Source organism: Pseudomonas sp. Root569 (assembly GCF_001427465.1).
Lineage (GTDB): Bacteria > Pseudomonadota > Gammaproteobacteria > Pseudomonadales > Pseudomonadaceae > Aquipseudomonas > Aquipseudomonas synxantha.
Window position 1 is genome coordinate 291,380 of sequence record NZ_LMGQ01000028.1, and the last position, 12,223, is coordinate 303,602.

A 12,223-nucleotide genomic window follows, 5' to 3' on the forward strand; every position below is an offset into this window, starting at 1 on the left:
TCTGCCGACTTTTAAACCGTGACCGCCTGTTGCGAGTCACGACCGCTCTACGCCTGGATCATCTCCCGCACCTTGGCCGTCAATAAATCAAAGGTAAACGGCTTGGTGATCAACTGCATCCCGGGGTCCAGGAAGCCCCCGCGCACCGCCGCATGTTCGGCATAGCCGGTAATGAACAAGACCTTGAGTGTCGGGCGAATCTGCCGGCCGATTTCTGCCAATTGCCGCCCGTTCATGCCGGGCAAGCCGACATCGCTGATCATCAAGTCAATGCGTTGCCCGGACTCAATGATCGGCACCGCCGTATCCGCGTCGCACGCTTCGACAAATCCATAGCCCAACTCTTTGAGTACGGCGCTGACCAATACCCGGACCGCGGGATCGTCTTCGACGATCAATACGGTCTCACCCGCACTGGCAAACGGCAACAATGTCGGGTTGATCGGCTCCTGTGTCTGCATCTCGCCAATGAAACGCGGCAGAAACAAACTTACTGTGGTGCCTTTGCCGAGTTCGCTGTGAATCGTCACATGGCCGTGGGATTGGCGGGCGAAGCCGTAGATCATCGACAACCCCAGCCCCGTGCCCTGGCCGATAGGTTTGGTGGTAAAAAACGGGTCGAACACGCGGTTCATCAGATGTTCCGGAATCCCGCAGCCAGTATCGCTGACGCTCAGCTCGACGTAATCGCCGGGCTGCAAGGTGCCGTAGGCCGCAGTGAATACGCTATCCAGGTGCCGGTTGCAGGTTTCGACAATCAACTTGCCGCCGTTTGGCATCGCATCCCGGGCATTGATGACCAAATTGAGCAGGGCACTTTCCAGTTGATTGGGGTCGGCTTCGGCAGTCCACAGCGTGCTGGTCAGGCGCATGTCCAGTGCGATGCTTTCGTTGATGCTGCGTTGCAGCAACTCGCCCATGGAGGACACCAACTGGTTGATCTCCACGGGTTTGGAATCCAAAGACTGGCGCCGGGAGAAAGCCAGCAGGCGGTGGGTGAGGGCGGCAGCACGGTTTGCCGAGGTGACGCCCAGGTCGATCAGGCTGTCCAGATCATCCAGCTTGCCGCGGGACACGCGCCTGCGCAGCAGCTCCAGGCTACCGATAATCCCCGTGAGCATATTGTTGAAGTCATGGGCGATGCCGCCGGTCAACTGGCCGACGGCTTCCATTTTCTGCGACTGGCGCAACGCTTCTTCGTTATTGCGCAATTGCGCCGTGCGCTCTTCGACTTGCTGTTCAAGGGTTTCCAAGGTGCGTTGCAGGCGCAATTCGCTTTCGCTCAGGTCGATCAACCGGTCGCGTGCTTCGTATTGGCGCCGTCGACCGCGCAGCGCCGTACTGACCAGGCTGATCAGCGTGACCGGGTGGAAGGGCCGCTCCAGGAATGTCACGTTGCCCAGCAAGCCACTCAAGTGCGATGTGCCGTTCTGCTCTTTGCCGCCGTGATGGGTCATCAGCACGATAGGCAGGTCGGACCAGGCTGGCTGCTGGTGCAAATAATTGAGTAACGGCTCAAAATCGACGCCGCGCAACGCCTCGGCCGCAATGATCAGCATGCCGGCGCCTTGCTCCATGGCTTCGCACAGCGCGGTGAGGCTGCTGACCACCATGCCACTGTAGCCGGCTTCATTGAGCATCATCAGCGCCAATGAACCGTCGCGCCCCATGGGTGCCAGGACGATGACACGCTCTGAGACCGGAGAAAGAGCCGGCACTAGCCCTCATCCTTCAGTAGTGGGGAACCGGCGCCCATGTAAATCGGAATGCCGCGCAGTACACCCTGGAAGTTGTCCAGCGGCTCACCAACCGTCATGCCTCGGCTACCGATGCGGTATTCACGAATGGTCGACTCATGGGAGCCGGTTCTTTTCTTGATGATTGAAATGGCCCGGCGGACTTTGCCCAGGGCTTCAAAATAGCGCAGCAGAATCACGGTATCGGCCAGGTAGGTAATGTCCACAGGGGTTTGCATATCGCCGACCAACCCATGCTGGGCCACGGTCATGAAGGTCGCGGCACCGCGGCGGTTGAGGTATAGCAGCAGCTCATGCATGTGCAGGATCAGCGCGTTCTCTTCCGGCATGGCGGCCTGGTAGCCGTTAATACTGTCGATGACCACAGTCTTGATGCCGCCTTCATCCACGCAGCGACGTACCCGGTGCGAGAATTCGCCGGGCGACAACTCAGCGGCGTCGACCTGCTCGATCAGCAGGTTGCCGGTGTCTTGCAACGCCGCGAGATCGATGCCCATGTTTTTCATACGCTCGAACAGCAGGCCCAGTTCTTCATCGAAGATGAACAGTGCGGCCTTTTCGCCCCGGGCTACGGCGGCGGCGGCGAAGATCATCGAGATCAGCGACTTGCCGGTACCCGCCGGGCCAAGGATCAGGCTGCTGGAACCGGTCTCAATGCCGCCGCCGAGCAGCGAATCCAGCTCCTGGATGCCACTGGTCAATGTCTGGCGGTTGTATCCGCCACGATGCTCAGCCGCCACCAGGCGCGGGAACACGTGGATGCCGTCGCCCATGATGGTGAAGTCATGAAAGCCTCCACGGTATTTCTGGCCGCGGTATTTCACCACCCGTACGCGGCGGCGCTCGGCGCCGTAGTTGGGGGTCAGTTCTTCAAGGCGAATGACTCCGTGGGCCACGCTGTGCACAGTCTTATCCAGGGATTCGGTGGTCAGGTCATCCAACAGTAATACAGTCGCGTCATAGCGCACGAAGTAATGCTTGATGGCCAGGATCTGCCGGCGGTAGCGCAGGGAGCTTTGCGCCAGCAGGCGGATTTCCGAGAGGCTGTCGACCACCACGCGGGTCGGCTTGACCCGTTCCACCACTTCAAAAATCTGGCGGGTGGCTTCACCCAGTTCGAGGTCGGAGGAATACAGCAGGCTTTGCTGGTGCTCGGCGTTGAGCAGGCTTTCGGGCGGGGTCAATTCAAAAATAAAGATATTGTCATCCAGGTCCCAACCATGGGACTCGGCACCCTGGCGCAATTCGCGCTCAGTTTCTGACAGGGTGATATACAAGCAGCGTTCACCGTTTTGCGCGCCGGCCTGCAGGAAGTGCAACGCCACGGTGGTTTTACCGGTGCCGGGTTCGCCTTCCAGGAGGAACAGATGGCTGCGCGATAGGCCTCCGGCAAGAATGTCATCAAGACCTTCGATGCCGGTGGCCGCCTTTTCACTGAACAGCTCTTTGGATGTAGACAAGAAGTGCCCTCAGGTCACGTACAAGTAAGGGGCACGCCGAGAAGGACGCGCCATATTTACTTGACCGTAGTGGCCAGTGGCGGTTCAACGTTTCGTAAAAATTGCACAGGGCCGGCAATTACGTTGCGAGCAAGCCTGTGCCTACAGGCCTTGTTGCAGCGCCGGGTCGTCCGGGTTCTGCTGCTCCAGTTGTGCGAGCAGTACCTGGACGTTTTGCAGTTGCCCGGTTTCTTTCCAGTAGTTGACCAGTAGCACGCGGGCCTTGCGGTTGGCCGGATGACGCTGGACGATTTCTTCCAGTTGACGTTGGGCCGCCTCGACTTCGTCTTGGGCATGCAGGGTGGTGGCCAGGTCGTAGCGGTAATCCTGGTTGTCCGGCTCAAGCTCCACCGCTTTGGACAGGCCGAGCAGCGCATACGGGCGCTCGCCATGGTGCAGCAGCCACATGCCCAGGGCATGCTGCAGGTAAGCCGACTCCGGATGCGCCGCCAATTGCCGCGCCAACAGCTGGCGCGACTCGTCGCTCTTGCCTTGCTTGTCCAGCAGTTCGATCTGCGACACGACCGCCTGCAAGTTATCCGGCTGCAAACGCATCGCCTGCTCCAGGGCGTTTTGTGCCTGCGGCAACAGGGCGCTGTGGATGTACAGGCGCGCCAGTTGAATCCAGCCTTCGGCGGTCTCGGGCTGGGCCTTGAGGGTTTTCACGAACTCGTCGAGCACCTGCTGCAGGGGGCCGAAATACAAGCCCAGGGTATCCGGCGACAGGCCGAGCAGGGCATTGGCGGCGGCAAAGCGCACTGGCTGTTCGGGATCATCCAGGACCGGGCCGAGCAGCAAGGTGCGCTGGCCGCTGGGTACCAGGCCGACGATGCTGTGAATCGCGGCCTCGCGCACCACTGGCGATTCATTGGCCAAGTCTTTATCCGCCAGCTTAAGGGCTTGAGGGCTGGGGTAATTGGGCAATTCGGCATGCAAGGCGGCGCGGCGTTCAGGCGACAGGTCCGGGCGCCCCAACTGTTGATACAACACCCGCGCCGCGCCCGGTTCGCCATTATGTGCCTGCTTCAATGCCTTGGAGTAACCATGGGCAATGGCCGGTGCCACAGCGACCGGTGCGGTACGGGAAAAAAACCAGCTGACCAGCACAATCAGCAACAGGGCACACAGGCCGATGATGGAATAACGGCGTGACTTTGACATGCGGGTGTCCGAAAGCTCGAGCAGCAAAGCCCCAAGCTTCGGTCAGTGCAGGGCGAGTGTCAAACCGGCGTCAGGTCAGCACGTAATCCAGCGGCTCAAGGGCAGGGGGCAGGTCGTCTTCGCCAAGGGCCGCGAGAATCTCGCGCTCCAGGGTGCGCAGGATGGCATCGCACGGCAGGTCGTTTTCGTCGAAGCCAAACGGGTCCTCCAATTCGTCGCCGATCGCATCCAGGCCAAAGAAGGTGTAGCTGACGATAGCGGTGAACACCGGCGTCAACCATCCCAGCGGCTCGGCCATGGCGAATGGCAGCAGTATGCAGAACAGGTAGATGGTACGGTGCAGCAGCAGGGTGTAGGGGAAGGGCAGTGGTGTGGTCTTGACGCGCTCGCACGACGCCTGCACCTGGCTCAGGCTGACCAGCGGGGCTTCCAGTTGGGTGTAGCGCCACTCACTGATCACACCCTGGCAGGCCAATACGGAAAACCGCGCACCGAGTGTTTGCAGCACGCTGTCAGGCAGGTTGGGGTGGCTTGCCTGCACCGCTATCCAGGGTGTTATCGCGCGGGTTTCATCTTCATGGCGCAAGTGGGCGATCAAGCCGTGGGCAAAACCGCACAGGCCGCGCAACAAGCCGGCACGCTCGGCGGTGTCGCCAAGCACCTGGGTTTCGCGGATCAGCGAGCGCACCTCAATGATCATTTGCCCAAGTTGCTTGCGGCCCTCCCACCAGCGGTCGTAGCAGGCATTGTTGCGAAAGCTCATGAAAATCGACAATGACAACCCCAGCAAGGTGAACGGCGTGGCGTTGACCTTGGAAAAGTACGCCGGGTGCAGGGTTTCCACCAGCACGATCACTGAGGCGAGCAGCGTGACCATCAGGCTGCGCCAGGCAATGCGCTTGGCAATCGAGCCCTTGAGGGAAAACAGGATACCCAGGAGGTTGGGCTTGGGACGAACGATCATGGCAGGCTTCTGTGATGGTGCAGGCCGTCAGGTTAGAAGCTGGCAGGCAGAGCGTCCAATCACTTGGGTCAACCGCCTGATCATTGGCATCGATCAGGGGGAGGGCAGCTCTGGCGTGCCCCTGAATTTGCGACGAGGGAACTTGATTTCGTGGCGGTCTGATTGACTGCACTCGGTAAAAATGTGGGAGGGGGCTTGCCCCAATGGCTATAGGTATCTACACAATTTCTGGTATGGCGCTGTACCTGTGGGAGGGGGCTTGCTCCCGATGGCGGCCTCAGGGCCGACCAGGATGTTGGATCAGACCGAGTACATATCCATTCCTGCGGTAACGGCGGCTCGGGAACAAGCCCCTCCACATTTGGTTCGCGGCGCACCATGCAAATACTCGGTGGCTGTCAGGCCTTGGCCGCCATCGCCGTCACTTCGACACGCATGCCTTCCACAGCCAGCGCAGCAACGCCCACCGCCGCGCGGACCGGCCATGGCTTGGCGAAAAAGCGCTTGTAGACTTCGTTGAACGCCCCACGGTCGGCCATGTCGGTGAGGTAGATGGTCAGGTGCATGACCCGGTCCATGGAGCTGCCGGCTTTTTCCAGCGCGACTTTCAAGGCTTGCAGGGTGCATTCGCTTTGCAGGGTGATATCGCCCAGTTCCAGGCTGCCGTCGGCGCGGGTTGGCACTTGGGTGGAAACCAGGATGCCGTTGAAGCCGATAACATCGGAAGAAATGGAATCGGCATCCGGGTCGGGGGTGTAGGACAGGTCGTGGTTGGCCATGGGCACCTCTTGTTGGCAAGGACAGAAAGGCGCCATGGTCCGCGAAATTTACCCCAGGGGCAAACCCCTGATCATGTCCAACGTCGGAACAGCACGCTGGCGTTCACGCCGCCAAAGCCGAAGCCATTGGACAGCGCATATTCAATCGGCATGGGCCGCGCAGCAACGCGCACCATGTCCAGGCCGTCGGCGAGGGCGTCCGGGCTGTCCAGGTTGAGCGTCATCGGCGCGATCTGATCGCGCAGCGCAAGCACGGTGAAGACCGCTTCGATCCCTCCTGCTGCGCCGAGCAGGTGGCCGGTGGCGGATTTGGTCGAGCTGATGGCCGGCCCGCTGCCGGTACCGAAGACTGTCTTGATCGCCGCCAGTTCGCCTTTGTCACCTACCGGCGTGGAGGTCGCGTGGGCGTTCAAGTACTGCACCTGCGACGCGTCGATACCTGCCTGGCGCAACGCCTGGGTCATCGCCCGACGCGCGCCGTCACCGTCTTCGGGCCCGGCTGTCATGTGATAGGCGTCGGCACTGGTGCCATATCCCACCAGCTCGGCAATCGGCTGCGCACCGCGGGCCAGGGCATGTTCCAGTTCCTCAATCACCAGAATGCCGGCGCCTTCGCCCATCACGAAACCATCGCGTGCCTGGTCGAACGGTCGTGAAGCACGCTCCGGCGCGTCATTGAATGCGCTGGACAACGCCCGTGCCGCGGCAAAGCCAGCAAGGCTGACCCGATGAATTGCCGCTTCGGCACCGCCGCAGACTGCGACATCGATTTCCCCGGCGCGGATCATGCGCGCTGCGTCACCGATGGCCTGGACGCCGGCCGCACACGCAGTCACCGGCGCGCCCAGGGGACCTTTCAGGCCGTAGTTGATCGACACGTGCCCGGCGGCCATGTTGCTCAAAAATGACGGAATGGTGAATGGCGACAAACGCCGCGGGCCTTTGCTATCGGTGGTGCGCACCGCATCGGCAATCGCCGGGAAACCACCGACACCGGAAGCGATGATGGTTGCGGTGCGTTCCTGCTCCTCGGGCGTTTTCGGTGCCCAATCGGCTTGCTTCAAGGCTTCATCTGCCGCCGCCAGGGCGAACAGGATAAAACGATCCATCTTGCGCTGTTCCTTGGCGGCCAACAGTCGATCTGGGTCAAATCCGGCTTCGGGGTCTTGCTCCATGTTTTGCACCTGGCCACCGATACTGATCGCCAAATCACCGATTAATGCTTGCGGCAAACGACGGATGCCCGACTGGCCGTCCAGCAAGCGTTGCCACGTGGATTCCACGCTCGACCCCAGTGGCGTCAGCGCGCCCATGCCCGTCACGACGACACGTTTACTCATGATCAATCGACTCCTGTTGCTTGAGGGATACCTAGCGTATGGACGTCACTATCATAATGAAAGTAACATGGCGCCACACAAGTGTGAACTCGCACCCAGGACTTCTTATGCAGCGCAAATCCCTCATCAGTGACGAATGCCCGATCGCCCGCAGCCTTGAGCGGGTAGGGGAGTGGTGGAGCATCTTGATCATGCGTGACGCGTTGCACGGTCTACGGCGCTTCGATGAGTTCTCGCGCAGCCTGGGTATCGCGCCCAACATGCTGACCCGGCGCCTGAATGGCTTGGTCGAAGCCGGGATGCTGGAGCGCCGCGCCTACAGCGAGCGGCCGCCACGCTACGAATACGTGCCGACGGCCAAGGGTGAGGACTTCCGGATGGTGCTGATGGCCCTGGTGGCGTGGGGCAACCGGCATTACGCCGAAGAGGGCGCCAGTGTGGAGGTGGTGGAACGCGATACGGGCCGTCCGGTGCAGCCGGTGATGGCAACGGCTGAAGGTGCGGTGGTGCCGCTGGACCAGTGCCTCGTACAGGCCGGTCCGGCCGCCAGCGCAGGCATGCGCAAGCGGCTGGCCCCTGAGTGATTGAGGCAGTACCGCTGCGGTAATTACTCTTTAACGTCCATGAACTCTTCGGCCCACGCCACATAGCTTTCGGGCAAGGTGTAGGTGTGGGTCAGTTCCGTTGCACTGAGGTTCGAAGTGCTGTGGGTCAGCTGGCGCTGCGCACGCAGGCTGTCGTAGGTGGCCTTGATTGCGGCGAAGTAGGCACCATGCCCGGCCACCACGATGCGTACGCCCAGGCTGGCCAGGCGCTCGCTGTCGTGCAGTTGCGGGTTGCCGTAGGTCACCAGCATCAGCGGCACGGTGAGGTTCTCTGCGATCTGCTCCAGGTGCTCGAAGTCTTTGACCCCGACCATGCAAATGCCATCGGCACCGGCCTTTTCATAGGCCTTGGTGCGTGCAATCACGTCTGCGGTGGGCAGCACGCCCGCGTTAGTGCGGGCAATGATCGACAGCTCAGGGTCGACCCGCGCTTCAAGGGCGGCCTTGACCTTGCCGATGCCTTCCTCGACCGAAATCAGATCCGTGGATTTACGCCCGAATTGTGCCGGCAGCAGGGTGTCTTCAATGGTCAGCGCCGCGACGCCGGCACGTTCCAGCTCTTCGACGGTGCGCATCACATTCAGGGCGTTGCCATAGCCGTGGTCGGCGTCGGCAATGAACGGCAACTGGGCGACACGGCCGATGCGGGTGGCCTGCTCAACGAACTCACTCAGGGTAATCAACGCAAAATCGGGGGCCGCCAGTACCTGCAGGGAAGCGACTGAGCCGCCCAGGATCCCGACTTCAAAACCCAGGTCGGCCGCGATGCGGGCAGACATGGGGTCGAATACGGAAGCGGTTTCAACGCAGATGGGCGTTGCAAGCAGGTCACGGAAGTTGCGGCGTAGCGCTGAGTGAGAAATCTTGGGCATGTTCTTTCCTGGCTTTGGTCATCGTCAAGTGACGATCAATGTCTATTCGTGGTGGCGTGAGATTACCACGCAGACGCCTGCAGGATTATGACGTTTGAGCATGGCCCGCGTAGCGAGCCCATGATGGGTCGGTTAAAGGGTTGAGGATGGAGAAGCCGGCCAGAAGATCGATTAGATGCAATAGCTGCATTATTAAAGAATTACGTTATGCATTATGGGTATTTTACACATGGTCACTGCATCCTCATCGTATCAACCCTGACAACCATTGCCGAGACCGCGCGCGCGGATCGACTTGAAATGCCCTGACCGGGCATCTGGAGACGAACGTGCGTTACCTGACAACACTGGCGGTGGGGTTGACCTCCGCCTTACTATGCCTGACGGCACAGGCACAAACCCTGGTCGTCGGCGACCAGAGCTACAACGCCCAGGCCGTGATGGAAGCGGCGGGAGTGCTGGATGATCTGCCCTACACACTTGATTGGAAGCAATTCACCGCCGGCTCGCCGGTGGCCGAAGCGCTCAACGTCGGCAGCCTGGATATAGGCCTGCTGGGGGATGCGCCGGTATTGTTCCTGGGCGCATTGGGCGCACCGATCAAGGTGATCGCGGTCAGCCGACAGAACCTCGAGGGCGTGGCGATCCTGGTGAAAAAGGAATCGTCGATCCACAGCCTGGCCGATCTTGCCGGTCAACGCGCAGCGATCTGGAAAGGCTCATGGAGCCAACAACTGTTGCTGACGGCCCTGGATAAAGCCGGGGTTGCGCGGGACTCTCTAGAATTTCGCTACCTCAGTGCGCTGGACGCCTCCCATGCGCTGGAAGGCGGTTCGGTTGACGTCATCGCCACCTGGGAACCCTACGTCACGCAACAGGAGCGCCAGGGTGCGCGGGTACTGGCGACCGCTGAGGGGTTGATTCCCGCCCAGAGCTTCATTGCCGCCAATGCCGGTGCCGTCGAGGCCAAGCGCGGGCCCATCAGCGATTTTCTCCAGCGCCTGAAAAAAGCCCGTGACTGGGCTCGGCAGAACCCAGCCAACGCCAATGCGTATGCCGACGCCTGGGCCAAGCGCACCCGCGCCGACGCTGACATCGCCCGCGCCTGGTTTGCCCGTGCGCGCACCACCGTCGAGCCATTGACGGCCCAGACGCCTGTGGAAGCGCAAAAGACCGTCGAGTTTTTTGCCAGCCAGGGCCTGGTCAAGTCCTACTCGGCCGCCACCCTGTTCGACCCTTCATTCACGGCGTCCTTGCAGCCCGCCGTGGCCGAAGCCCAGCCCGGGACTCTTCAAGGAACCCCTGCACAATGACTCAAAGACAGCTCAAACTCGGCGCCCTGACCATGGGTTGCGGCGGGCCGGGCCGGCATAATCTGTGGCTTGACCCGCAATTGCCGGCCGATGCCAGCGTCAACGTCGACTGGTACATCGACATTGCGCGCCAGGCCGAGGCGGCGCTGTTCGACCTGATGTTTATCGTCGACAGCCAGTTCATAACCGAAGGCTCACCGTCCCATTACCTCAATCGCCTGGAGCCGCTGACGCTGTTATCGGCATTGGCGGTGAGCACCCGGCATATCGGCCTGGTCGGTACGCTGACCACCTCCTACAACTCACCCTATAACGTCGCCCGGCGCCTGGCGTCCCTGGACCTGATCAGCAAAGGCCGCGCCGGCTGGAACGTGGTGACCAGCGGCGATGCCGGCACTGCGGGCAATTACAGCCGCGACGAACATTATGACTATGCCACGCGCTATGGCCGCGCCGCTGAACATGTGCAAGTGGTGCAGGGCTTGTGGAACTCCTATGAGGAAGATGCCTTTGTGCGCAACCGGGCTACCGGCCAGTTTCTTGATCCGAGCAAGCTGCACAGCCTGAATCATCAGGGCGAACATTTCTCCGTGGTCGGGCCGCTGAATATCCAGCGCTCACCCCAGGGCCAGCCGGTGATCTTCCAGGCCGGTGACTCAGAGCCCGGCCGTGACCTGGGCGCCGCCACGGCGGATGTCATCTTCACCCATGCGGCCAGCATCGAGCAGGGTCAGGCGTTTTACCGGGATATCAAGGGCAGGGCGCTGCAACGGGGGCGCGATCCGGAGCAGATATTGATCATGCCCGGGGCAGAAATCTACGTGGGCGATACCGATGCGCACGCCAGGGAAATCGAGCAGCACTACCATCAGCTCGACCATAGTTTTGAACTGGCACTCAAGGAATTCGGACGTAACTTCGGTTGGCATGATTTCAGCCAGTACGACCTGGATGCGCCATTCCCCCAAGAGAGCCTGGAGGCGGCGCGCAGCAGCTTTTTCACTGCGGCCAAGCGCATCGCTGATCACGCCCGGGAAAAAGGCTTTACCCTGCGCCAAGCCGTCGAGTTTGGCCGGCAACTGCGCCCCGGCGCCTTCGTTGGCAGCGCCGTCACGGTCGCAGAGAAAATGGCCGACTGGCTGCAAGCAAGGGCCGTGGATGGGTTCAATATCTATATCGGGCACCCAGGGCAGTTTGATCGATTCACCCGGGAAGTCATTCCGTTGCTGCAGGAGCGCGGTGTCTACCGCACGGCGTATGAAGGCTCGACGTTGCGTGAGAGCCTGGGGTTGTCGATTCCAACGTGTACGCCGGGCCGGGTCCAGGCGCGCTAGGAGTGAATGAAGCTGGTGACGGCGCGGTGATGAATGGTAGTGCAGTGCAAAAAACTTATACAACTCAGCGTTAATTCGTGCCGCTTCGTATAACTTTTGCGATCAATTCAAGCGCGCCGAAACTGAACCCATAGGGTCAACCGTCGCTTCGCTTAGTTGCCTTTATATTGAACCTCACGCACCCGCCCTTGACCTAACTTGCATCACTGACCTGGAGGTGCAGCATGCAAACCACGTATTTCTGGATAGGCCTGGCAGTCATTCTCGTGTTACTCGATCTGTGGATCGTCAACAGCGTATGGCGCAGCGATAAAACCTTGGGCACGAAGGCCGGATGGACTGCGCTGGTGGTGGTGCTGCCATTTGTCGGCGCGGTGATATGGAGCGTGGCCGGCCCCCGTGGCGTAACCAAAGGCCCGTCGTCGCCGGAACACAGCAAGGGGTGACCACTAAGATTATCCGACTGATGCCGAGCGATCCAAATGTGGGAGGCGGCTTGCCCCAGTGCCAGTCAGTTAAGCGTACATCGCCCTCTGTAGGAGCGAGCTTGCTCGCGAAAAACCTCAACGATAACGCCTGCTTCCTGAATGAACGCGGCG

Annotated in this window: 11 protein-coding genes; 4 read left to right on the plus strand and 7 right to left on the minus strand. The window is 60.8% G+C overall.

All coding sequences use genetic code 11. The annotated features are described in order from the left end of the window. Window positions 1-47 precede the first annotated feature (47 nt). From ASD70_RS26315 to fabF, 6 genes are all read right to left on the minus strand, one after another. Window positions 48-1,718, minus strand: a complete 1,671-nt coding sequence (locus ASD70_RS26315) for an ATP-binding protein (RefSeq protein ID WP_056847847.1) — start codon at window positions 1,716-1,718, stop codon at window positions 48-50. Further along, on the minus strand, window positions 1,718-3,217 hold the full coding sequence (locus ASD70_RS26320; protein WP_056847848.1) for an ATPase domain-containing protein: 1,500 nt from the start codon (window positions 3,215-3,217) through the stop codon (window positions 1,718-1,720). Before ASD70_RS26320 ends, ASD70_RS26315 begins: the two co-directional genes overlap by 1 nt. A gap of 141 nt (window positions 3,218-3,358) precedes the next feature. Next, window positions 3,359-4,417: a tetratricopeptide repeat protein gene (locus ASD70_RS26325; protein WP_046068178.1), complete on the minus strand. Its 1,059-nt coding sequence runs from the start codon at window positions 4,415-4,417 to the stop codon at window positions 3,359-3,361. A 70-nt stretch (window positions 4,418-4,487) separates the two neighbouring features. Beyond that, the gene (locus ASD70_RS26330) at window positions 4,488-5,381 is read right to left on the minus strand and encodes a bestrophin family protein (protein WP_056847849.1); all 894 of its coding nucleotides are present in this window, start codon (window positions 5,379-5,381) and stop codon (window positions 4,488-4,490) included. 398 nt (window positions 5,382-5,779) lie between these two features. Continuing rightward, entirely contained in the window at window positions 5,780-6,160 is a 381-nt protein-coding gene (locus ASD70_RS26335) for a RidA family protein (protein WP_046068176.1), read from the minus strand. Window positions 6,161-6,231: 71 nt separating this feature from the next. Continuing rightward, the gene (fabF, locus tag ASD70_RS26340; RefSeq protein WP_056847850.1) at window positions 6,232-7,500 is read right to left on the minus strand and encodes a beta-ketoacyl-ACP synthase II; all 1,269 of its coding nucleotides are present in this window, start codon (window positions 7,498-7,500) and stop codon (window positions 6,232-6,234) included. Between the two features lie 107 nt (window positions 7,501-7,607). Here fabF and ASD70_RS26345 point away from each other — a divergent pair, with 107 nt between their 5' ends. Beyond that, window positions 7,608-8,084, plus strand: coding sequence for a winged helix-turn-helix transcriptional regulator (locus ASD70_RS26345; RefSeq protein ID WP_056847851.1), 477 nt, complete (start codon window positions 7,608-7,610; stop codon window positions 8,082-8,084). Between the two features lie 23 nt (window positions 8,085-8,107). Here the strand turns inward: ASD70_RS26345 and ASD70_RS26350 are convergent, their stop codons facing one another. After that, window positions 8,108-8,977, minus strand: a complete 870-nt coding sequence (locus tag ASD70_RS26350; protein ID WP_034119553.1) for an isocitrate lyase/PEP mutase family protein — start codon at window positions 8,975-8,977, stop codon at window positions 8,108-8,110. 329 nt (window positions 8,978-9,306) lie between these two features. Between ASD70_RS26350 and ASD70_RS26355 the strand changes: the two genes are divergently transcribed. The 3 genes from ASD70_RS26355 (at window position 9,307) to ASD70_RS26365 (ending at window position 12,070) form a co-directional block, all read left to right on the plus strand. Then, window positions 9,307-10,290 (plus strand): ABC transporter substrate-binding protein, encoded by a 984-nt coding sequence (locus tag ASD70_RS26355; RefSeq protein ID WP_056847852.1) that lies wholly within the window; start codon window positions 9,307-9,309, stop codon window positions 10,288-10,290. Further along, the gene (locus ASD70_RS26360; RefSeq protein ID WP_046068172.1) at window positions 10,287-11,624 is read left to right on the plus strand and encodes an LLM class flavin-dependent oxidoreductase; all 1,338 of its coding nucleotides are present in this window, start codon (window positions 10,287-10,289) and stop codon (window positions 11,622-11,624) included. The genes ASD70_RS26355 and ASD70_RS26360 overlap by 4 nt, the downstream gene beginning before the upstream one ends. Window positions 11,625-11,848: 224 nt before the next feature. Then, on the plus strand, window positions 11,849-12,070 hold the full coding sequence (locus ASD70_RS26365) for a PLD nuclease N-terminal domain-containing protein (RefSeq protein WP_046068171.1): 222 nt from the start codon (window positions 11,849-11,851) through the stop codon (window positions 12,068-12,070). Window positions 12,071-12,223 lie beyond the last annotated feature (153 nt).

What these genes read in the sequence shown, in the direction of transcription:
- ASD70_RS26335 (WP_046068176.1), bottom strand. Translation starts at nt 6,160, where the DNA reads ATGGCCAACCACGACCTGTCCTACACCCCCGACCCGGATGCCGATTCC.
- ASD70_RS26360 (WP_046068172.1), top strand. Translation starts at nt 10,287, where the DNA reads ATGACTCAAAGACAGCTCAAACTCGGCGCCCTGACCATGGGTTGCGGC.
- fabF (WP_056847850.1), bottom strand. Translation starts at nt 7,500, where the DNA reads ATGAGTAAACGTGTCGTCGTGACGGGCATGGGCGCGCTGACGCCACTG.
- ASD70_RS26325 (WP_046068178.1), bottom strand. Translation starts at nt 4,417, where the DNA reads ATGTCAAAGTCACGCCGTTATTCCATCATCGGCCTGTGTGCCCTGTTG.
- ASD70_RS26330 (WP_056847849.1), bottom strand. Translation starts at nt 5,381, where the DNA reads ATGATCGTTCGTCCCAAGCCCAACCTCCTGGGTATCCTGTTTTCCCTC.
- ASD70_RS26345 (WP_056847851.1), top strand. Translation starts at nt 7,608, where the DNA reads ATGCAGCGCAAATCCCTCATCAGTGACGAATGCCCGATCGCCCGCAGC.
- ASD70_RS26350 (WP_034119553.1), bottom strand. Translation starts at nt 8,977, where the DNA reads ATGCCCAAGATTTCTCACTCAGCGCTACGCCGCAACTTCCGTGACCTG.
- ASD70_RS26365 (WP_046068171.1), top strand. Translation starts at nt 11,849, where the DNA reads ATGCAAACCACGTATTTCTGGATAGGCCTGGCAGTCATTCTCGTGTTA.